This is a genomic window from Pseudoalteromonas sp. S4492 (assembly GCF_005886115.1).
Taxonomy (GTDB): domain Bacteria; phylum Pseudomonadota; class Gammaproteobacteria; order Enterobacterales; family Alteromonadaceae; genus Pseudoalteromonas; species Pseudoalteromonas gelatinilytica.
The window spans coordinates 42382-65535 of the sequence record NZ_PNCP01000016.1 but is presented as its reverse complement, the minus strand read 5'-3'; the positions used below and the strand labels follow the sequence as shown (position 1 = coordinate 65535).

The window sequence follows — 23154 nt, the reverse complement described above, 5'->3', positions numbered from 1 at the left end:
TTTCGAGTTTCGAGTTTCGAGGCAAAGATTGTAGGCGCGATTTTACATCGCGCAATATAAAAAGATAACGCGCGAATAAATTTCACGCCTACATCAAAAAACGTGGGAGCGGCTTTAGCCGTGAATAAAATAAAGCTGTTCGGCGTTAAAACGCCTCCTACACCGTAGGCGTCACGCTTGCTTGGCGCGTCTCAACCACCACTCAATACAAGCACCCTCGCGCGAAATAGATTTCACGCCTACGACAGCTTATTTCACATTTGTATCGGACACGTGACCTGACTCGCTAACTTTACTCTCGTAACTAGAAACTCTGGTTTTAATCTGAAAGCTGACAGCTCGTCATTTTCTTTGTGAAGATATTTTCGGCACTAAAGTACCTCCTACGAGCTAGGCCTTTGGTAAAGGCCTGTAAGCAACACCGTTCAGCTTCAAACTGACAGCTGAAAGCTGATAGCTTTCTCTAAAACCTATAACTCACACTGGCATTATACGAGCGGCCCTGTCCGGCAAGTTGTTCAAAACCATTGCTCATATCTTGCTTGTAATTAGCAATGCTTACACCGCCAAGTGGTTGTTGGTAATATTCATCAAGTAAGTTGGTAATTGCTAACTTAAAGGTTAAATTTTGCCACGTTTTCTGACTTGATATAGCCAGTAACTGATAGCTGTCGGTTTGGTTTTCTAAACGGCGCTCATCAACATGAGTTTTACTATCAACCCATTGCCAGCTCAGTGCGTTTTGCCAGCCTTTGTATTCGTGCTCTAGGCTCAGCTCAGTGTGCAGTGGCATAATTTGATATAAGTCTTCATTGCTATCATCACGTTCGCCATAAGTACTGGTTAGTGAGCCTTTTAACTGCCACTTTCCTGCTTGCTTTGTGTTGTAGAGTTCAATTAAGCCCGCCAGTTTTGCACCGTAAAGAGTGGCATCTAGGTTGGTGAATGTAAGAATATTACGCTTGGTATGCGCCATGTCGGTGCGATTAAAGCTCTTAGTCACTTCAGCATCAATATAATCATTTACTTGCGTGTACCAAACATTTGCCGTTACTTGCCAGCTATCGTCTTTGGCAAGTTTGGTGTAGCTAGAACTCAATGTGTGGGCTGTTTCGGCTTCTAAATCTGGGTTACCAATGTAACCATTACCATCACCAAACCAACCAATCATGGTGGTTGCCATCGTACCTACACCCCAGCTGTAACGCTCATATAAATTAGGTGCGCGGTTTTTACGAGCTAAACCAAATTGCAGCTCATCGTTATTCGATAATTGATAGCGAGCAAGCAAGCTGATATCAACTAAAGTGTCGTCACGTTTACGGTCTAATTGGTTAAATTCCATCGCAGCTTGGGCGTCGGTTTTTGACATATCCATCATTGAGCCCATATTAGCCATGCCGCTCATGCCACCTTCGTTATAAGCCTGCACTTCGCCAGTATCTGTGGTGACTTGCTCAACACGAACACCTGCCGACACCCACCATGCTTGGTTTACTTGGTTTTGGTACTCAGCAAATGCCGCAAGGCGGTCACGTTTGCCATCGTTAATGTTTACGTACTCATTTGGGCCCATCATCATTGACCCTGCAACCGCTGGCCACCAGTCATCAATTCGATAACCGTAATATTCTTGCCCTAGCATTAATGATGACTGTTTTGATAAATCAGTGCGCCAATGAACTTGATAACTGTAATCTTGTGCATCGGTATTCATTGGCATCATGCCGGTTTTCTCATTACTGAAAAAACCCATTTCGTGTTTTACATCATGCGCATTCACTTGCACCTGCAAATCACCATTTTCAAGCTCACGTTGATACTGAGCAACAAAACCATAGCTGGTGTTATCGGTCATATCCATGTATTGATTTGCAAAGCCTTGATAAGGAATTTTTTGATGCGTCAGTTTAACTACAAGCTGTTGTTTCTCATCACGAACAGCGCCCGTTAAGGCATGATTTTGCACTCGATATAAGGTATCAAGTACACGCTCACCATGCCCATCATCATAGCTGTTCGCATCTTCAAAGCTGCCTTGGTAAGACAAGCTAAACTGTTTGCTCGCAAGGCTAGCACCTAGCGCGTATGCTTGGCTGTCGTTAACGCTTTTGTATGCTGCTGTCACATAGCCTGCGTGCCAGTTCACTGAGTCTGAATCACTAAATTTAGGAGCAATCGTATTTACCCTAATAACGCCGGCAATATTATCACCGCCACTGCTTACCGGTGATACACCAGCAACGACACTGTAAGAGGCAATTTGGTTTGCCGACACATAAGAGAGTGGCGGGTTCATTTGATTAGCACACGCTGCTGTGACATCAGCACCATCGACTAATACTTTAACTCTATCGCCCATCATGCCGTTCATCACCGGCAAGTTAGACACCCCTCCGGCAGCTGAAAAATCAACACCTAAATCTTTCAGTAACGCGTCTGCTGAGCCAACTAACTGATGGTTATTTTGTGCATGACCTTGTACTTCTATCACTTCAATAGAATCATCAGCAAAGGCCGAAATACTTAAAACACAGCTAAGTGCTGCAGCAATTTTAGAAAATAAAAAACCAGGGCGAGAAGATTGCGTGTTCATAACTCTTTTAAAATCAAAGCAAATAATTAATGACGCCGATTATAAAACTCATTAATTAGTCTGAACACGTGACATATTGTCGCACCCTGTCACAGGTAAATAACTTAGCGCAGCACCACTAAAGGAATACGGCTATCTTCAAGCATTTTTAAGGTCGTGCTGCCTAAAAAGAACTGCCGCCATTTAGAGTGACCAAATGCGCCCATCACCATTAAGTCAACAGCGTGGTCACTTTTATATCGCCACAGCGCTTGGTAAACATCGCCATCGAGCATGCGCGCTCTCACATTAAAGCCGTTTTCAGCCAGCCTTGCTGAGGCAGTATCAAGTTTGTCTTGGCAGTGACCGTCTTGTTTATCAACCATCACCAAGTGGCAATCTAAGCCGGATAAAATCCCGCCATTGATAATTTGTGTAATCGCTTTGTCGGTACTTTCGCTGCCATCATAAGCCAGCATAAAATTTGTAGGCTCATGAAATTGCGGCGGCACAATCGCAACCGGGGTATGCACCTGACGGATCAGCGTTTCAATATGCGAGCCCAGTACTTTAAAATCATCGTAATGGCCTTTACCAGAGCGGCCAATAATCATCACACGGGCATTGTCTTCATGTTCAAGTAAAGCATCAACAAGACTCATTGAAAGCTGCTGTTGCTCAATCTCGGTTAAGCCTGCATGCTCGGCTTTTTTCATTGCTTCATCTAGCAATAATTGACCATGCTGCGACGCCACTTTGTTGCGTTCTTGCTCAAGTTTTGCCAATTGCTCTAACAATGAGGTTTGCGAACCTAAACCAATAATTGCGGTTAAATCATCACTGCCCTGCGGCAAAGGTGGCTCTAATGCATGCAGAAAATTAATTGGATGGCTGGAGCGCTTAGAAATCCAAATAGCCGCTTCTGTCACCGCATCGGTCATGCATGAACCGTCGATACAAGCAAATATCTTTTTCATTACACTCTCCTTCAAACCAATTTAATTAACCAAGTATAGTTGGCTTTTTCTCTGTATTTATTTTGAACAGCAAAGACTTAAGAAGTTCAGGTTATTTTCTTATAGCAAACAAATATAGAACGTTCCAAAAAGTACTGTATCAACTCCGTTAATTTGTATTACAATAGCGCTGGGCACACATCTCTACTCCAGAACAAAGTATTTGTTACTGGCATTTTCAATTATCAAAAATCTATTTTGTTTTTAAATTTATTTTAAAGGAATTACATGACTAACGTAGCCAACTCCCAAGGCAACGCAAGCACGTTTACCATTCTGATAGTATTGGCTTTAGGCACATTCATTTTAGGCCTATCAGAATTTTCTATGATGCCAATGTTGCCCCTGATCAGCGAAACATTTTCGTCTACGCCAGCGCAAAGTGGTTATGCCATTAGTGCTTACGCGATAGGCGTAGTCGTCGGTGCACCGCTATTTATGATCACAACCGCCAACATGCGTAAGCGCAATGCACTATTGATGTTTGTCAGTATGATGTTTTTATTCAATGGCTTAAGTGCTTTTGCAAACTCGCTTGAGCAACTTATTTTATTTCGATTTTTAAGTGGTTTACCACACGGTGCCTACTTCGCCGCTGCTATTTTATTGGCAGCCGACATTGCCCCTGCCGATAAACGCGCAAGCTTTATGTCAAAGGTATTTATGGGTTTAACCATTGCCACTATCGTTGGTGTGCCCATGGTCACCCTAGTGGGGCAAAACTTTAGCTGGCGTTATTGTTTGGCAGGTACCGCTGTACTTGCGTTAGTTGCCTTGGTATTGATTGTGAAATACGTACCTAACGTAAAAAATACCGCGCCAACATCGATTCTCGATGAGTTAAGTGTATTAAAGAACAAGCTCGTATGGACCATTCTGGGTATCATCATTATTGGTTTTGGTGGTGTATTTTGTGTTTACACTTACATTGCCGACACTATTTTAGAAGTCACCCATACCCCTGCTTACACTATCTCTATTGCGATGATCATGTTTGGTATTGGCTGTACTTTAGGTAACTATGTATTAGGTAAAGCCGCCGACCACTCACCGCTGAAAACCACAGGCGCAGCGCTGATTGGTGCTGTAGTATTTGCAGCCAGTTATGTAAGCGCAAGTCATAATATTTGGCTGTTATACGCAGTGATTTTCTTTATTGGTTTTAGTGTTGGTTTAGGTACCGTGATCCAATCGCTATTAATGGATGTGTCACCACAAGGGCATGCCATGATTGGTGCGCTGGTGCAGTGTGCATTTAATACAGCCAATGCGATTGGCCCTTGGCTTGGCGGCATGGCTATTGCCGAAGGTGCACTCCCTAGTCAAACAGGCTATGTTTCGGCGGCACTATTCTTAGGTGGCTTTTTAATGTGGTCGTTAAGTGCGATGCAGATGAAAAGACAAAGCTGTAAGCCTTAAGCTTTCAGCTGTAAGTCTGATCGCTGAAGGCTGAAGGCTATCAGACTTACTCATCCTGAAATATCTCTTCGATACTCAGGTTAAATAAACGCGCGGCTTTAAATGCTAATGGCAAACTTGGGTCAAATTTACCTTTTTCGATAGCATTCACGGTTTGCCTTGATACATCGAGTAATTCGGCTAATTTTGCTTGGGTGTAATTGTGCTCAGCACGAAGCACTTTCAAGCGGTTTTTCATTCTTCGCCCTCGTCGTTTAACTGCTTATTCATCATTAAAAGACTCACTAAATAGGTTAAGCCCATAAAGAGCACGAGGTGCGATATATCTTCTTTAAAGCTAATTAAACCGCTTGATTGCACCACCGAGTAAGCTAAACCAAATACCAAGCTTGCACCCAAGGTAATGGCCATTGCATTAAGGTGCATACGCTGCTGCAGCTCATCCATTCCATGTAGTTGTCGTTTGTTAGATAAAATCATCATGATGCCAACTACTACATTGATTAAGATTGCCACAACACTAAAAATAGCCTGCTCTTGCCATAAAAAATGCGGCCCAAATGAGGCAATTGCTAAAGTAATCACCCATGCTGATGTCCATTTCGCGAGGTTTAGCGTGTTCTGCTTATTACGTTGTTTAAAGGTTAATCCTGTTTGATTCATTATTCTCACCTTAAAAGTAAAGGAAACTTGACTAAAGATTAACCTAGCAACACAAAAAGTCAAACAAACTTTACAAAAAGTATTATATACACGACATTAATATGATTTTTTAATGTCAGAAAAGGCAAGGCGCTTGCTGTTGATCTCATAATATTGTATTAATCAAAGTATCGCGTAGTCTTATAAAAAATCGGTCCAATCGGGCTGCGTTTCTAACAATAACAATGAAGATAACACTATGAATACGGCACTGTTTTTCGTTGGCGAATGGCAAGTTACTCCGGCCACTAATTCAATCAGGCGCGGTGAACAAACAAAGCATCTTGAACCTAAAGCGATGGATGTATTACTGCTGCTATGCGAAAAACAAGGTGAGCTACTAACAAGTGAAGAAATTATCAGCCATTGCTGGCCAAATGTAGCGCTGGGTGACAACCCCCTACATAAAGTGATCACCCAATTACGTAAAGCCTTTGACGATAAAGCAAGCGATCCGCATTACATAGAAACCATTCGTAAACGTGGTTATCGGGTTATTGCCGAAATCAACTTTCCACTCAACGAAGAACAAAAAGCCAGCCAAACCAGTTGGCAAGGTGATTCGCCCTTTGTTGGCTTAAGTGCGTTTGCACCAGAGCAAGCCGATGTATTTTTTGGTCGTAACAAACAAATTGCCACTTTGCTACAGCGAGTGTCGGCTCAAATTGAGTTTGGTCGCGCCTTTTGCTTAATTTTAGGCGCCAGTGGTTCAGGTAAATCGTCGTTAGTTAACGCAGGTGTATTGCCCGCTTTAATGTCGAGTAATGGCTACGATGGCATTAGAGTACACAGTTACTGCCAACTCGACTTTGCCGATGTCAGCAAAGAGCGCTTACTGCTTGATTTAGCCTCAACCTTGCTCGATTTAGAAATAAACGACGCACCTGTACTTAGCGATATAAGCGCCGATGCGTTAGCTGAATTGTTATTAACAGATCCAGAACAGGTTATTTCCCGCTGTAAAGCAGCACTTGCAACGCTAAATGCAGAGCACACTACGCCCTATTTATTTTTATTTATCGACCGGCTCGAAGTACTATTGTCATCGCCGCTATTTAGCGATGACGAGCGCAACCAGCTGTTAGCTCTTATTGAGCGCTTAGCAACAAGTGGCTGCATGATCATTTTTAGTGCCTGTCGTAATGACTTTTACCCGCAAGTAGTGAGTCAACCAAGTTTAATGGCAGGTAAAGCCAATGGCGCACACTTTGATTTATTAGCGCCAACTCGCTCTGAGCTTAAGCAAATGATCCGTTTGCCAGCACTTGCAGCAGGCTTAAGTTGGCAACATCACCCAGAGCACCACACACCGCTTGATGAACAACTTTGTAACGATACTGCCAATAACCCAGATGCATTGCCAATGCTGCAATACACCTTGCAACAGCTTTACTTGCAGCGCAGCCCAGACAACGAATTATTGTTCTCTGAATACCAGGCGCTTGGCACCATCGAAGGAGCCATCGGCCAAAAAGCCGAACAGGTATTTTGCCAATTACCCAAAGACCAACAAACTGAACTTGCCGCAGTACTTTCTAAACTGATCACCTTAAACCCAGATGGCGAAACACTCACCAGCCGCGCTGCGCGTTGGAGCGAATTAACCTGCCCTGCTGCAACCAAGCTTGTTCAGGCTATGGTCGATAGCCGCTTATTTGTATCACACCTTAAAAATGAGCAAGCCTGTTTTAGCCTTGCTCACGAAGCCCTGCTACGCCATTGGCAACGCGCCATAGATTGGGTGCAAGAGCACCAACAAAGCTTAGCAATTCAAAGTCGTGTGCAACTAGCCACCGAGCGCTGGCTGCTTGAACATAAACACAGCGACTTTTTATTAGCCCAAGGCAAACCGCTGCAAGAAGCACAAAGCCTAGTTAAAAACCCTATGTTTAGCTTATCTAGCGACGAACAGGCGTTAATTAAAGCTTCTAACAATAAAGCGAAACGTAAAAAACGCATGTTACAAATAACGGCGGCTGCACTTGTGTGCTTAACCTTTATTGCCACATTTATGAGCGTGCGCAGCTATCACGCCGAACAAATAGCAAAACAAAAACGCCAAGAGGCCGAAAGTTTATTGGGTTTTATGGTCGGTGAATTTGCCGATAAACTCAGAAGCGTTAAGCGCATGGATTTACTGGATGGTATTAGCAACAAAGCCCTTGAGTATTTTACCAATCAAGATGAAGAAGCTGCCTCGTTGTTTGACTTTAGCGATAAACAAGCCGAGTTTAATAACCGTTTTCAATACGCTCAAACCTTAGAGGCCATGGGCGAAGTCGCCTACTCTCGCGGCAAAACCGACGAGGCCTTCACCGCCTTTGATAATGCACGAACGCGCCTAGAATCATTACTAAAAATTCAACCCAACAACCTTGATGTTTTAATGCTTGCAGGGGCTAATGCTTTCTGGCTTGGGCAATTAAACTTTGATAACAGTGACTATACAGGCGCCGAACCTTGGATAAAACGCTACCAAGAGCACAGCAAACAAATGTACACATTAGCACCCAACGATTTTAACTCAATTATGGAGTTATCTTATTCTTATAACTCGTTAGGTTCATTGTACTTAAAGCAATTTGACTACGCTCTCGCAAAACAGAACTTTACTGAATCTTTAAAACTTAAAAACCAAGCCCTTGAGCTAAAACCTAATAACAAAAATCTATTACGCGATAAGACAGATACCATCAGTTGGATTGCAAGTACTGAAGAAAACTTAGGGCATTTCAATGAAGCTCTCAAGATTTTTGAACATGCAGAAAATGAAACAAATAAAATGTTAACTAAGTATCCGGCCGATGCTAGTGTATTAACATCGTTAGCATATAAACATATCCAGCAAAGCTACTTATTAAGTTACTTCCCTGATAAATCAAAATCTTACGAAAAAGCAAAGCAAGCAACAGAAACAATTAACAAAGCGAGATTGCAAGATGTTCAAAATAAAACTATTGAAAGAACGTACTATCAGTTTCTAGCTTATCAACTCTCTCTCTCTGATAACCCAAATATAGATAATAGAGTTAGTGAAATAATAGAGTTTTTAGGTACCAACAAGTCATCGAATAGACAAGTTATTGGTACAAAAATTAGCTTGATAGAATATTTCATTAATAGAAATAATATTAAAAGGGCTTTAGTTCTTTTAAAAAGCCTGGATGAAAATAACATGTTATCCAGCGCACTGGATATAGACAATGCACGACTTCATACAAGAATCTTGTTAATTAAAGCTCGTTTAGCTAAATCACAACAAGAAAAAAATTCTTTATGTGAAGACGCAGCAACCACTCTAAATAAAATAAGTAAAAAAACTAAAAGTATAAAATTTACTTACCCATTAATTCAGGCATATACCTGCCTAAATAAATCACACGAAATAGAAGCGACCATTGTTCCGGTAAGAGAACTGGGAATAATTAATTTTCAACTATAAAGTAAAGGAAAAAACATGAGTGAAGGTAAAGTATACAATTTCACAGTGAATATTGAATTAGATAGCAACAAAAAAGCCGTATTTACATACTTCCAAGATGGTCAACAAGTATCTGGTGGTGGGGTTGTTACAGAAAGAAATAGTCTTGGGATTTACACCCTAAATGAAGAAACTCAAAAAAGAGGGTTCTTATTTTCTGCCGCTACTTTTAGTAATCATGAGGGTGACTGTGCTAAAGATTTCAGTTACGAGGTTACAAACGCTGGTACGGTAATCAATATTTCAGATACCGATGAAAACAGCGGTACAGCATGTATGATCTTCACGGTTAGCTGCAATGGTGAGGAATATCAAAGCGAAGATCCACAGTTTGAAAATAAAGAAGAAGTATAAAATCTAGAAATAACACCAACACAAGGCTCCACCAAGGAGTCTTTTTAAGTTCAAAAACAACAACTTAAAATCAGAAGATTACCAGAAGGTTAATTTGCACTTTTTTAAGTAACTTTATAGACACCAAAATCGTTTGCATCGGCAAAAAGGAAACGAACGTGTCTACTAATAAAAATGAACAACCAAGCACTGCAAAACCAGAAGCGAAAAACGCACTACCGCAGTCTATCAATTCAGAGCAACTTGCACTGATTGCCCAAATGTTTCAGAACATTCCTGAGGGAGTGTTTATCATTAATGGCCAAGGCACGTTTGAATTTGCAAACCCGATGGCGGCACAGCTTTTAGGTGACAACCAAGAAGCGTTAATCGGGCAAAACATTTTACATTACCTACACGACACCGACCGTGATAAATACATGTATACCCTACTCAGTTGGTTAGACCATAAAGACTCGCCGATAAGCCTTGGGCCAAACGAAGTTAAAATAAACCGCGCTGATAATAAAACCCTTGAGGCGGATTTATGTATATCGAGCCTGCCAAAAAACATTGCCGTTGCAGAAAATTTATTTATTTGTGTATTACACGATTTATCATCACACAAAGAACAATATAACCGTTTAATTAAACAGGCTACCACTGACCATTTAACCGGCCTTGCAAATAGATTAACCCTTGAGGAATCATTAAAAGAGCATTGGCAAGAAAGCGTACAAACCAACCAAGCCATTAGCACTATATTAATCGACATTGATTACTTTAAATTATTCAACGACCGATTTGGCCATGTGAAAGGCGATAAATGCTTACAAAAAGTAGCCAGTATAATCGCAGAATCACTCCCTTCTCGCGATTGTTTAGCAGCGCGTTATGGCGGTGAAGAATTTGCCATTATATTACCCCGCTGTCAAAAAGACACGGCCGCTGCCATTGCTAAACATATTCAAATAAAAGTAAATAACATGCCATTTACTGATATAGGTTTACCAAGTGATTTTAGAATAAGTGTAAGCCAAGGAATTGCCTGTGAGTTTAATAATCAATATCGTACTTCAGAGGCATTAATTTGTGCAGCAGATACTGCTTTATACCGAGCAAAAACAGAGGGTAGAAATAAAATAAGCATTAGCGCTTAACCAAGTTAAAATAATGTAAATACAGTGAGCTAAATAGCTTGTTTAGATAATCATATAGTATACTTTTATGTTATTTGTTTGTTCCTTTTTTATTGATAAACTGCGAAGCGAAATCAACGTCAGAAGGGATCAACAATGACATTTTTTAAAAAAGTACCTTTGCAACTCGCAATTGCAAGTACACTCGCTACATCAGTGACTGCAATCGCTGCTGAGCAAACAACTGACAACACCGCTCAAGATGTTGAAGTTATTTCTGTTACTGGTACTCGCCGAAGCCTTCGTAGTATTTCTGAAAGTACCGTGCCTGTCGATTTATTAACAAGCCGCGATTTATCAAGCACAGGTCAGCTTGATATGAGCCAAGTATTAGCATCACAGTTACCAAGCTTTAACTACCCAAGTGCCACCATTGCTGATGGTACTGACCACGCAAAACCAGCTGTTTTACGTGGCCTTGCTCCTGATCACACATTAGTGCTGATTAATGGTAAACGCCGCCATGCCGGAGCATTATTAAACTTAAATGGTACGGTTGGCCGTGGTTCAACGGCCGTAGATTTAAATAATATTCCGACTTCTGCGATTAAACGTGTTGAAATTCTACGTGATGGCGCTGCAGCTCAATACGGTTCTGACGCGATTGCCGGTGTGATCAATATTGTATTAAAAGATGCCGATGAAGGCGGTAGCGTGAGCTACACATACGGTGAATACGACACACAAATGGCAGGCTCTCCTCAGCTACTAAACACCACAACGGATAGCGAAGGCAACTTAAGCTTTGAAACTGGCAGCGACCGTGAAGTAAACGACGGTATTACGCGTACAGCAAGTGCTAATGCGGGCTTTGCACTAGGCGATAATGGCTTTATTAACGTGTCGATTGAGTCACGTAATAACGAGCCAACAAATCGCTCTGGCTTTGATGCACGTGAGCAATATAGCCGTGATGAGAATGGCGATTTAGATTCGCGTGAATTTGACTTCGACCGCTATAACCACCGATTTGGTAAAGCCGATATCGAAGACTTCGCACTTTTTTATAACCTAGGTTATGAGTTTGAAAACTCGCTATCGCTTTACTCATTTGCTAGTTACTCAAACCGTAAAGGTAACTCAGGTGGTTTTTATCGTCGCGCCAACGATTCACGTAACTTAACTGAAGTGTATCCTGACGGTTTCTTACCACAAATTGATACCGATGTTGATGACTACTCATTTGCAATTGGCTTAAATGGCGAAACCAATAATTGGGCTTGGGATGTAAGCACCAATTATGGTCGCAACGATTTTGGTATTGGCGTAAGCAACAGCTTAAATACCTCGATGGGTGTTAGCAGCCCAACAGAATTTGATGATGGCTCGCTTGTTTATGAACAATACCTAGTGAATATGGATGCTAGCAACACACTAGATTTAGGTTTACCTGATGATGTGTTTGTTACGATTGGTGCTGAGTATCGTCACGAAAACTACCAAATAAAAGCAGGTGAAACAGCCTCTTACCTCACTGTATTAGATGACGATGGTAACCCTGTTGCTGCCGGTGGCGCGCAAGTGTTACCTGGTTTCTCACCAGAAAGTGCAACAGATAAAAGCCGTCATAACATTGCGGTGTTTGCAGAGTTTGATACTTACCTAACGACAGATTGGAACCTTGTTTTAGCAGGTCGTTTTGAAGATTACAGTGATTTTGGTAGTACTTTTACCTCTAAACTTGCTTCGCGCTACAGCATTAACGAGTCGCTGTCGCTACGTGGTGCAATTAGCACAGGTTTTAGAGCGCCATCACTTGCCCAAACATCATATAAATCAGTAAGCACTGTCTTTGAAAATGGTGTGCCAAATGAAGTGGGCTTATTCCCAGTTGATGAGCCAGCAGCGCAAGCTTTAGGTGCACGTGAACTTGAAGCAGAAGAATCCGTAAATATGACAGCGGGTTTCATCTTTACGCAAGGCGGTTTTAGCTTAACCCTAGATGCGTATCGCATTGAAATTGACGACCGTATCGTTTTGTCTGAAAACTTAAGTGGCTCAGAAGTTGAAGCGATTTTAGCCGAAGCGGGCGAAGTAAATACGCAGCGCGTTCGTTACTTTACTAATGCCATTGATTCACGTACGCAAGGTGTTGATATTGTTGCGACCTACTCACTAGGCTTAGAAAACTATGGTGATTTACGCTTAAGTGCAGCGGTTAACTTTAACGACACTGAAGTAACACACGTTAAAGAAAATCCACCTGAATTAGAGGCGCTTGGCGATAGCTACGAGTATTTCTCTCGTCGCGAAATCACACGCTTTGAAAAAGGTACTCCAGCCGATAAATGGAACCTATCTGCAACATGGGATTATGAAAACTTCCAAACAACATTACGAGCAACTCGTTATGGTGAAGTAGTTGATACTGCAAGCAGTGAAGATGGTGATGAAGTACTTGATGCTAAATGGATTGCTGACTTAGAAGTGGCTTACCGCCCTGATGAGCAGTGGAAGTTTGCATTAGGCGCCAATAACCTATTCGATCAGTACCCTCAAGATACTGTAAGTAATATAGGTTATAGCGATTTCAACCAAATTTTCCCTTATAGTGGCTTTGCACCATACAGCTTAGATGGTCGTTTTATTTACGGTAACATCACTTATAGCTTCTAAAAAATAGGGCGTGAAAGCAGTAATTGCTAACACGCCCTAACCTACAATGATGAGTGAATAAATTAACTAATTTGAATAGTGTGATACGCCAATAAAGTGCCATCACTATTTTGTGCTGTGTTTAAAATAAACTGCTCATAATCACTACCAAACACGTTATCGATGCTAGCAAGAGTTGTATCTTGTTCACCGCGTGATTTGTAATCGCTGTGAGTGGTACAAATTTCTTTTGCAAACGCATCAGTAAAACAGAACTGGCTAATTACATAGTCGTTATTGTTGTTTGCTACTTTAAAGTGAATATGAATAGTACGGCCAGAATACCAACCAGGGAAATGCGTTTTAAAGTTCACACGGCCACTGCTATCTGTGATCAATGAACCACGGTACCAAGTACTTGCCTCAGCTTCGGCATCGCCGTCAGTACAGAAGTCACCGGCAAAACGTGAGCTATCAGAACTACTGCTAGTATCGCCCGAGTAAATACCGCTGGTATCACAGTGCCAAACCGAGATTTCGTAATTTGCTAATGGGTTACAGTCGCTATCAATTAACTGTAAGCACAGCATCATAGGTAAACCGGTTAAACCATCCGAAATATCTTCGTCTGAATCAGCTTGGAAGTAACATGGGCCTTCGGTTGTTGCTTGAGTAAGTGCTAACACACATGCTGTTGATGTTTCAAAAATACTGTCATCAGGAAAGTCATCAGTAATAAGTGCTGTTGTGCCCGATACATAATCACTGTCGTTCGTGGTTGTTGTATCGCCTGTATCAGTGCTGGTGTCTGAGCCTGTTGAAGTGTCTGTATCTGATGTTGTATCTGTTGATGATACTGTATCTGAGTTACAGCCTAAAAATGCCAACATAGGCACAGCAGCAACTGAAACACCTAATGTTTTTAGCATTTTTCTACGAGTATAAAGTTCAGGTTTTAAAGTCATCTTGTGCCCCTTCGCTAACATGAGTAATTAGCATCGAGTATAAAGAACAAATGTAGAGACTTTGTGTAGAAAAAGTGGTGCTTTTATAGAGTGACTAGGATGCGCATGCCAAAAAATAGACATTTATAGTATATTCATTATTGGCTATTACATTTTACTATTACATCTATGAAGTTAATTCACAAACTCTTAATTACTAATCTTATTATTACGTTATTGCTGGTACTGACCATGTTTGGTCTGAACGCAATTACCAATAAGCGTATGCTCAATAATGTGTTTGAAGATATAGATAACGAAGCATTTAACCGTATAGCCACTGAAATTAGCCAGCAGTATCAGCAAACGGGTTCGATTGGCATGTTTATCGATTCTAAAGCCCTGTGGTATGAGCTAATTAACCGCAATTTTCATTCAAGCCGTTTATTATTTTCACCCAATACCCCAAAGCCAAGAGAGCCCGGGCCTTTTACACAAGATGGCCCTCCCGAAAAGCATATGCAAAATGAGGCTATGCCACCCCCCGATGACTTTGGGAAGCCACCATCGTTCGATCAAGCACCTGAATTTGACCCATCAACTGAGTTTAACGAGCTTGCAAACTTTGCTGACATGCGTGAGCCACCGCCTCGCAATAAACCCATGGCTGATGACTTTATACCCTTTGAAAAACGCCTAAGTTTACTTGATGCAAAAGGCGAAATACTGATTGCTGGCAATACCGAAACTGAGGTCGTGAACGAGCAAGAAATCACTCACAATGGTGACGTTGTTGCAGTGCTTCAGCTGCATGCTAACCGCAGTCATGTTAGCGCACTGACTCAGCATTACCTTAATACCCAAATTAATATCAGTTTGTGGACAGCAGGGATTGGTTTATTAATTGCGTTATTGTTTAGTTACTTACTCGCACGTCATTTTACTAACCCTATTTCGCAGCTGAAAAAAGGCGCAAAAGCCCTTGCTGAACGCGAGTTTGAGACCCAAATAACCGTCAACAGTAGTGATGAATTTGCGACCTTAGCGGATGATTTTAATCGTATTGCCACAGAGCTCAGACGCTTTGAATCGCAGCAAAGCCAATGGCTCATGGATATTTCTCATGAGTTGCGCACGCCTTTAACTATTTTAGAGGGTGAACTAGAAGCTATTAACGATGGCATTATCGAACCAAATCAAAAAGCAATAATCTCACTGCAAGAAGAAGTGGCGCTGTTAAGCCGACTTGTCAACGACTTACATAAAGTCAGCTCACTCGACAGACACAGCTTTAACTATCACATGGAAGCCATTGATTTTAATGCCTTGGTAGCCCTACAAGCGCATAAGTATGCGTTTAAATTTCAATCCAAAAACATCACGCTTAATGCCACCTTACCAGAGCAAACGGTAATGGTTTTGGCTGACCAAAATCGTATTACGCAAGTATTACAAAACATATTAGAAAATAATTTACGCTATACAGATGAACAGCAAAAAGTCTGGTTAGATTTAACGGTGTCTAACCATCATGTATTTTTGTCGATAGAAGATTCAGGCCCCGGTGTTCCTGATGAGGCCCTTGAAAAACTATTTGATCGTTTATATCGCACCGATAGTTCTCGTAACAGAAAAACCGGCGGTTTTGGCTTAGGCTTGGCAATTTGCCAAACAATTGTTGAAGCCCACCAAGGAAAAATAAATGCAACTAAAAGCCGTTTAGGCGGTCTGTGTATAACGTTAAAACTCCCGCTTGCAGAGGCGCACTAATATGTCAGAAACCTTAGCTAAACAGCATATTCTCGTTATTGAAGATGAAGTTAAAATTGCCGAATTAATAGAAAAGTATTTATATCTTGAAGGGTTTAAAACAAGCCTAATTCACGATGGCAACTGCGCACTGGATGCTGTTAATGAGCTAAACCCTGATTTGATTATTCTCGATATCATGCTGCCAGGCACAAATGGCATCGAGTTGTGCAGCAAGATAAGACAATACAGTGATGTGCCTATTATTATGCTTACAGCACGGGTCGAAGAAATTGATCACTTAATTGGTTTTGATGTGGGTGCCGATGACTATGTTACTAAACCATTCAAACCAAAAGAGTTAATGGCGCGTGTGAAAGCCATTTTAAAACGACGCCGAATGCCAACTAACAAACCGAGTACATTCACAGCAGGCAATATTATTGTTGATCCGAGCGAATACAAAGTACTGGTAAAAAATGAAGAACTGAAACTTACAATTAATGAATTTAGTTTATTAAAAATATTAATTGCCTCACCTAATAAAGTTTTTTCACGCCAAGATTTACTGACCATGACCCAAGGGAAGTACTTTGAGAGTTACGAGCGCAGTATTGATTCACACATTAAAAACTTGCGTAAAAAGCTGATTCAAGCCGACCCTGATAGCCATTACATTGAGTCAATTTATGGCGTGGGATATAAATTTAAAATTTAAACAACCTTTTTCATACTTGCGACGACTAACTAAATAACATAACCCATTTGGACATCATTATGAATTTAGTACGCATCAGCGCAAGTGCACTCTTAATCACAGCCACTACAGCGTGTATCGGCCTCTCAAATGCCAGTACAGCACACAACCAAGGTGATTATCGTGTTATCACTTTTAAAGACTGTAAAAAGATAAGCGAAAGTACCCTCAATAACGAACAGATTGCTGCATACCTAGAGCTTGAACGTGAGCAGGTAAAACTAGAAGCACTTGAGCAACCTATTAGTGACATTGAGCTACAAGTTACTGAGTACTCTAAGCAAATAGAAGCAATCACTGAAGAAGCAGTAATTGAAGACGAAAACCATCTGCGAATTAATAAAAGCTTATTAAAAGAGCAAGATAAGTTGGCTAAAGAGCTCAATAAACTTATGGCTGCTCATGATGCCGATTTTAAAGCACTGGAACAGCAAGCAAAGTTAATTGAACATGCCGCTAAGCAGTTTGATAAAACTATGAAGCCTTTGATGGAACAAGGTGAGTCAACCCATCTACAAATTTTAGCGCCGGGTGAAGAGGAAAAACCTGGGTGTTTTTACACTATCTAAAGTACGTTGCCAAGATGTGCATAAAGTTTCGCATGTGATTGACGAATGTCTTCTTTATGCACTTGCTTATACCATTTTAGAGCCTGCTCTGGCTTGCCTGCTTGCCAATTAATTTCAGCTAGCCGTAATGTATAAATGGCAATCACATGGCGATCTGAGTCTGAGTCCATGTACTTAAGAGACTGAGTATAAACAGCGTCAGCTTGCTCATAATTTGCCAGCAGTTGGTGGGTACGCGCTAAATTACCTAAAGCGACAGAGATTTTGCGATTATGGTTGGTTTTTAAAATCCAATCAGCGGCGATTTGTCGGCTTGCAAGTGCGCCATCTACATCACCTAATGAATGAAAAACACTGGCTTTATTCGAAGCCAGTTCAAAGTGAAAAATGGGATCTTTGCTTTTTCCAAAGCGACGCTCTGCCCTATCAAGTATATGCAGTGCCGTTTCTTTGTTGCCAAACACGTATTGCAAATTAGCCAATTCAACCATGCGCATAGGGTTACCAAAAGAGTCAAAGATTGCTTGCAGTTTTTCAAATGCTTTAGTGGCATATTTACGACCTGTTTCAAAGTCGCCTAAATAATGCATTGATTTAGCGTAATAAAAGTAAACTTGCACTTGAAAGACAACAGGCAATTCTTCACTTGAAATGAAGGGCTCAGTGCTATCTTTCAAGGTCTGAAATTCCATTTTGTCGTAGAAATAATCAAACTGATAAGATTTAATCTCATACCAACGCGCAGAGCCCAACTCACTACTTGCAAGCTGCTGATTAATGTAATCTAAGCAACTAATTTGTGGTTGTTGCTCACAAAACATCTCATGATCACTAAAGTTTTCAGAGGCGCTGACATTAAGGCAAGATAATCCTAGTAATAACAAGGCTAACTTTTTTTTCATTCACTATTTTCTCAGTGATAACTCACTCAGAAAACTAACAAAATTTAATGCTTTGTAACAGTATTTTTTAATTAAATTGATAAGTGTAACCCAGTACTAAGTTTTGATCTGAGCCATAATCACTGTCTTCTGTTGCAGCAAAAAGCTTGAAACTTTGTTGTTTATCAAATTGATAACTTGCACCAATGGCTGCGAAATAACCTGAATAATCGTTAGAACCTACCGAATACGCTGCTGCAGTCATTAATGTCCATTTTTCGGATAATGGCTTTAAAGCAAACGCCCCCAAATAACCACCATCACTACTGTTTGGAATAAGCACCCAACCTTCAGGGCCAGGTATTTCTGTTGTTAAACACGCCCCTTGCCCTGCTAAACACGCAATTTCACCATCAACATGGCTATAACCACCCATAGCGAAAATTTGCCAACCATAGGGCGCAATATCAAAGTAACTCAGTGGCATAAAAGTGCCAACACTATAGGTTGTGCGCTCAGCTCCTTGATCATAACTTTGCTTACCAAAGTTAAAATTAACAATGCCAATATCAAATAGCCACGAGCCACCAACACGCCATTCATCACCATTGGCACTCACACTGGCATTAAGCTTTTTTACTGCTCCCAAACTTAGCGAACCGGTGATCCTTAATTCATCTGAATAACTTGCACCAAACTGAGTAACGACCTTGGTGGGATCTTCACTCAGTTTAGTTTGTTCACCCGAAGCGGTTTGTGCTGCTGATGCGCTAAACACTGAAATTACCGATAAAGCAGCCAGTGCTGCTTTTTTACCTAATACCATATTAACGTCCTTTTAGTTTGACTGAGTCACAATTCATAATAACTGTGTATTAGGTAAATAAAAGTGTTTATTTTATGTTCGCTTACAATTTTAGCTACAACGCAGCAATACACTCCACTTCAACCTTTGCGCCAAGTGCCAAGCCGCTAGCTGCAAAAGCACTTCTGGCGGGTAACTTAGTAAAAAATGGCGTGTAAGCTTTATTGGCTAAAGACCAGTCTTTTATATCTGCCAACATAAGGATGCATTTAACAACATCGTTAAAATCTAAATTGTGATCTTGCAAAACAAAGCCAATGTTTTTCATTGCCTGCGTCATTTGGGTGCTGATGTCATTGCCTGCCAACGCCATGGTGGTTGGCAAGTTGCCTAATTGCCCCGATAAAAATAACAACCCAGCCGCTTCACGCGCCATCACGAACGGTAATTTTTCATTATCACCTAAGTGGATAAATTGGCCATTTTTAATTACATGAACAATATTTTGGCTATTGGTGATTTCAATACTTGGATCACTGTTAAGTACCACAAGATTCGCCGTTTTTCCTGCCCTTATTGAGCCTGTTTGCTTTTCAATGCCAATCACTTTTGCACCATTAATGGTTGCAGCCTGTAGAGCCTCTAAAGGTGTTAAACCTGCCCGTTCAACTAATAACTGCATTTCATGGTGCACCATAGGCGTTACAGTATTAAATCTATCACTGGTCACATCGGTACCTGCTGCAATAGTTACACCGGCTTGATGAGCCAATTGCGTAAACAACCCGCCCCACTCATTGAGCAATAACCCTTTTTCACCACGTGAGGCTTTGGTTTTATCAAAGACCGTTAAGGTTGAGTCTAGAATTGTGCCCTTATTTTTCATCTGTTTTATGAGTGTTTGATAAGCTTCTAGTTGCTTTGCATCGCTTTTTTGCTGCTCTGTTAAGGCGACATTTTTACGGCGCATATCATAGAAGTTTTCAATTACTTGCGCGGCAAAATCGGCAGCATGTGAAATTGTTTCAACCCCACCATTAACCGCTTCAAGCGGTGTTGCTGGGCCAATAAAAGCATGCGACCACACCTTGAGGTCATGATTTTTAGCAGCTTGAGATAACTTTGCTACCATTGCTCCTGGCACATTTGCATAAATTTTGATGCCGGTTGCCCCCAACCCTTTACTACGCAGCATAATGGCATCAAAGTCACTGTGTTCATCAACGGCACGCATCCAGTCCACAGCACCGGGGATTTCACCTTTTGCAGAGGCGACTGTGCGAGGGTCAGAAAAGAACGCTTTACCACCAATAATCACAGAATAATAAATATCCGGTGATTGAATAATATCGTTATCGGCTCGTCTTTTAAGTGAGCTCAAAGCACGGGTATCGCCGCCCATATCGCGCACACTTGTTACACCCCCCTGTAAAAGCTGACGCAAGCGAGTGCGTGTGATTTCATCGTTATCTGAATCGTCAGGCGAAGTAGCATGGTGCACATGAGTATCGATTAAACCGGGTATGACATACTTTCCTGCTAAATCGATTTTAATGACATCATCGGCAAAGCGACGAGAGTTTGCAGGAACAATTTGTTTGATTTTGTCATCTTCTATGATGATGGTTTGTGCTTTATTAACCGACAAGGCTTCGACGTCGATTAGGTTCACATTTTGTAATGCAATGGTTTGTGCCATCACCGGCGACGATAATGCCAATGCAATGCTGGCAAGTAATCTGTTGATGCCCGATTTCATAATCACCTCTTATTCTTGTTTTAACCCCCAACTTACACCTGAATTGCTTGGTTTTACATCTCACAAAAGTTTATAGTGTATGAACTTATAGTTTAAAAATAATAACAATGAACAAACTAGAAGCCGTCAGGGCAATATGCTTAGTTGCTGAATATCAAAGCTTTACTCAGGCATCTAAGCAGATGCAGCTGTCTACCACCATGGTTAGCCGCTACGTTAAACAGTTAGAGCAAAACTTAGGCTGCTTGCTGTTAAAACGAAACACCCGCAAAGTTTGCTTAACCGATGCAGGCCAAAACTATGTTCTGCAAATGAAGCCATTGCTGAATAAATTTAATGAAGTTGATGCTGAGCTTAGCGGGCTTAGTCAAACGCCTAGTGGTAAGCTAGCTATTTCAGCCAGTATTGAATTTGGTTGCCAATATTTAGCACCTTTGGTTAGTCAATATCAGCATGATTTCCCTGATGTGAAATTAGATATTGTATTGTCTAATACGCCTGTTGATTTATTTGATAGCCAAATTGATCTGGCATTTAGAGTTGCTCCTTCATTACCTGATGCCAGCCACATAGCGCAGACGGTTTGCCATTCATCATTATCTTTATGGGCCAGTCCTGCTTACTTAAAAAAACATGGTACGCCAACAGATATTGCGGCTTTATCTGAACATAGATTACTGTTTTTCAGTCATCATATTCGTCATGACCAATGGATATTTTTGCTAGATGGTCAGCATGTTTGCCGCAAATTTAACTGGGCAATGACCTCTAATAATGGCCGATTTTTAAATGAAGCAGCGGCAGCGGGTGGTGGGATAATTCAAGCGCCTCGTTATTCAGTCGCCCCGTTTATTAAGTCAGGCGAATTAGTCGAGGTGTTAGCAGAGCACACCCTAAAACCATTAACGATTGCTGCGGTTTATCCGCATAGGTATGCGCTGTCAAATCGGGTGAAATCATTTGTTGAGCTGGCTAAACACTACTTTAGCCAGAATCCGATCCCTTAAAGAAGGAGTAAACTACCTAAACCTAGGAAGGTAACAAAACCGACGATGTCGGTGACTGTGGTCAGGATCACAGACCCTGAAAGGGCTGGATCGATTTTAAGCTTATCTAAAATCGATGGGATCACCACCCCAGATAATGAAGCAGCCACTAAGTTAAGTAAGATAGCGATAGTGATGGTTAAACTTAACATGCCATCGTTGAACCAAAAATAAGTAAGCACACCAATCACAAAGGCCCAAACACAGCCGTTTAACGCCCCTACTCTAAGCTCTTTTTTCAGCAGCGCTTTGCGGTTAGAGTCGGTAACCTGACCGAGTGCCAAACCGCGTACAATAACCGTTAACGTCTGACTACCTGCAATACCGCCCATAGAAGCGACAACCGGCATTAATACCGCCAGCGCAACCACTTGCTCGATAGTTGCACCAAACAAACCGATAAACCAAGAGGCCAAAAACGCCGTTGCTAGATTAATACCAAGCCAAATACCGCGGTTTTTTGCCGATTTAGTGACGCTTGAGAACAGATCCTCGTCTTCACGTAGACCACCGGCTTTTGCAGCGGCTTCGTCGGTCACTTCTTGACGCAATTCATAAGCTGATGACACTGACAATCGGCCTAATAGTTTGTTGTCGGCATTCACAACAGGCATCGCCATTTGCTCACTGTGAATAACCACTTCAGCGGCTTCGTATAGGTCGTCATCAGCATGTAAAGCCGATACATCAAGGTTCGCGTAATCCAGCAGGCTGTCGTTATCATTGGCTTTAAATAAAGCATTGATAGCCACTTCACCAATGAGAGTGCCCTTACGGCTGACTAGATAAATCACCTCGGTATATTGCGGTAAGCCTTTTTGAAAAATTTTACGCGCGCCTGCCACTGTGAGTTTTTCTGACACTTTTAGCGCATCAAAATCGAGCCAGTGACCTAACTGCTCTGGATTATATTGCTGTGCAAGGTCGTACTGTTTTGTTTGAACTTCATCGAGTTGTCTGCGTGCATAATCAACAAAGCGCTCAGGAATAATTTCTTCAAGTTCAAGTAACTCTTCTACGCTCACTTCGTCAAGTAACTTAAAGCCTTCGGTTTCATCTAGACTTTGCAATAACCAACGACAGCTATCGCCACCTAGGTTAATGAAGATTTCATGTTGTGTATCTTCATCAAGTAATTGCCATATTTCTAAACGCTGCTCTTTAGGTAACGCTTCGAACAATAACGATAAATGTTCAGTAGAAAGCTTTTCTTTAGCATCAGCAAGTAACTTATTTTTGCGTGTTGTGGTGTCACACTGAAGCAAGTCATCAATTAACTGGGGAAGTTGGTCAACTGGATACTCAATCATTTGAGACCTCGGTT

At 41.4% G+C, this 23154-nt stretch carries 18 protein-coding genes; 9 read left to right on the top strand and 9 right to left on the bottom strand.

Translation table 11 applies throughout. The annotated features are described in order from the left end of the window. Positions 1–463: 463 nt before the first annotated feature. A complete protein-coding gene (locus CWC28_RS04890; protein WP_138624819.1) occupies positions 464–2596 on the bottom strand; it encodes a TonB-dependent receptor in 2133 nt (710 codons plus the stop codon). Positions 2597–2700: 104 nt separating this feature from the next. Then, on the bottom strand, positions 2701–3552 hold the full coding sequence (locus tag CWC28_RS04885; protein WP_062565077.1) for a universal stress protein: 852 nt from the start codon (positions 3550–3552) through the stop codon (positions 2701–2703). 267 nt (positions 3553–3819) lie between these two features. Here CWC28_RS04885 and CWC28_RS04880 point away from each other — a divergent pair, with 267 nt between their 5' ends. Continuing rightward, a complete protein-coding gene (locus tag CWC28_RS04880) occupies positions 3820–5010 on the top strand; it encodes an MFS transporter (RefSeq protein WP_054560656.1) in 1191 nt (396 codons plus the stop codon). Between the two features lie 46 nt (positions 5011–5056). On the opposite strand, the gene CWC28_RS04875 is transcribed toward CWC28_RS04880, so the two are convergent. Continuing rightward, entirely contained in the window at positions 5057–5248 is a 192-nt protein-coding gene (locus CWC28_RS04875; RefSeq protein WP_062570454.1) for a helix-turn-helix transcriptional regulator, read from the bottom strand. Then, positions 5245–5673 (bottom strand): hypothetical protein, encoded by a 429-nt coding sequence (locus CWC28_RS04870; RefSeq protein ID WP_138624818.1) that lies wholly within the window; start codon positions 5671–5673, stop codon positions 5245–5247. The genes CWC28_RS04875 and CWC28_RS04870 overlap by 4 nt, the downstream gene beginning before the upstream one ends. Before the next feature lie 238 nt (positions 5674–5911). Here CWC28_RS04870 and CWC28_RS04865 point away from each other — a divergent pair, with 238 nt between their 5' ends. The 4 genes from CWC28_RS04865 (at position 5912) to CWC28_RS04850 (ending at position 13341) form a co-directional block, all read left to right on the top strand. Then, on the top strand, positions 5912–9154 hold the full coding sequence (locus CWC28_RS04865; RefSeq protein ID WP_138624817.1) for an nSTAND1 domain-containing NTPase: 3243 nt from the start codon (positions 5912–5914) through the stop codon (positions 9152–9154). Positions 9155–9169: 15 nt separating this feature from the next. Next, positions 9170–9547, top strand: a complete 378-nt coding sequence (locus tag CWC28_RS04860; protein ID WP_063700337.1) for a DP-EP family protein — start codon at positions 9170–9172, stop codon at positions 9545–9547. A gap of 158 nt (positions 9548–9705) precedes the next feature. After that, positions 9706–10686, top strand: a complete 981-nt coding sequence (locus CWC28_RS04855; RefSeq protein ID WP_244926727.1) for a GGDEF domain-containing protein — start codon at positions 9706–9708, stop codon at positions 10684–10686. Positions 10687–10821: 135 nt separating this feature from the next. Continuing rightward, positions 10822–13341 (top strand): TonB-dependent receptor plug domain-containing protein, encoded by a 2520-nt coding sequence (locus CWC28_RS04850; protein WP_138624816.1) that lies wholly within the window; start codon positions 10822–10824, stop codon positions 13339–13341. Between the two features lie 62 nt (positions 13342–13403). On the opposite strand, the gene CWC28_RS04845 is transcribed toward CWC28_RS04850, so the two are convergent. Beyond that, the gene (locus tag CWC28_RS04845; protein ID WP_105181141.1) at positions 13404–14285 is read right to left on the bottom strand and encodes a dioxygenase family protein; all 882 of its coding nucleotides are present in this window, start codon (positions 14283–14285) and stop codon (positions 13404–13406) included. Between the two features lie 168 nt (positions 14286–14453). Here CWC28_RS04845 and CWC28_RS04840 point away from each other — a divergent pair, with 168 nt between their 5' ends. The 3 genes from CWC28_RS04840 to CWC28_RS04830 are packed head-to-tail and all read left to right on the top strand — an operon-like array spanning position 14454 to position 17339. After that, positions 14454–16034 carry an ATP-binding protein gene (locus CWC28_RS04840; protein WP_138624815.1) on the top strand — a complete coding sequence of 527 codons (1581 nt, stop codon included), beginning with the start codon at positions 14454–14456 and terminating at the stop codon, positions 16032–16034. A gap of 1 nt (position 16035) precedes the next feature. Beyond that, the gene (locus tag CWC28_RS04835) at positions 16036–16731 is read left to right on the top strand and encodes a response regulator (RefSeq protein WP_063700345.1); all 696 of its coding nucleotides are present in this window, start codon (positions 16036–16038) and stop codon (positions 16729–16731) included. A 59-nt stretch (positions 16732–16790) separates the two neighbouring features. After that, positions 16791–17339: a hypothetical protein gene (locus tag CWC28_RS04830; protein WP_105174689.1), complete on the top strand. Its 549-nt coding sequence runs from the start codon at positions 16791–16793 to the stop codon at positions 17337–17339. Here the strand turns inward: CWC28_RS04830 and CWC28_RS04825 are convergent. The 3 genes from CWC28_RS04825 to CWC28_RS04815 form a co-directional block, all read right to left on the bottom strand. Continuing rightward, positions 17336–18241, bottom strand: a complete 906-nt coding sequence (locus tag CWC28_RS04825) for a tetratricopeptide repeat protein (protein WP_063700349.1) — start codon at positions 18239–18241, stop codon at positions 17336–17338. The genes CWC28_RS04830 and CWC28_RS04825 overlap by 4 nt on opposite strands. A gap of 67 nt (positions 18242–18308) precedes the next feature. Continuing rightward, on the bottom strand, positions 18309–19046 hold the full coding sequence (locus CWC28_RS04820; RefSeq protein ID WP_199775176.1) for a hypothetical protein: 738 nt from the start codon (positions 19044–19046) through the stop codon (positions 18309–18311). Positions 19047–19140: 94 nt separating this feature from the next. Next, positions 19141–20784 carry an amidohydrolase family protein gene (locus CWC28_RS04815; RefSeq protein ID WP_138624814.1) on the bottom strand — a complete coding sequence of 548 codons (1644 nt, stop codon included), beginning with the start codon at positions 20782–20784 and terminating at the stop codon, positions 19141–19143. A gap of 107 nt (positions 20785–20891) precedes the next feature. On the opposite strand from CWC28_RS04815, the gene CWC28_RS04810 reads away from it, so the two are divergent. After that, positions 20892–21791, top strand: a complete 900-nt coding sequence (locus CWC28_RS04810; protein ID WP_138624813.1) for a LysR family transcriptional regulator — start codon at positions 20892–20894, stop codon at positions 21789–21791. Here the strand turns inward: CWC28_RS04810 and CWC28_RS04805 are convergent. Next, on the bottom strand, positions 21788–23140 hold the full coding sequence (locus CWC28_RS04805; RefSeq protein ID WP_063700356.1) for a magnesium transporter: 1353 nt from the start codon (positions 23138–23140) through the stop codon (positions 21788–21790). The two genes, CWC28_RS04810 and CWC28_RS04805, sit on opposite strands and share 4 nt — an antisense overlap. Positions 23141–23154 lie beyond the last annotated feature (14 nt).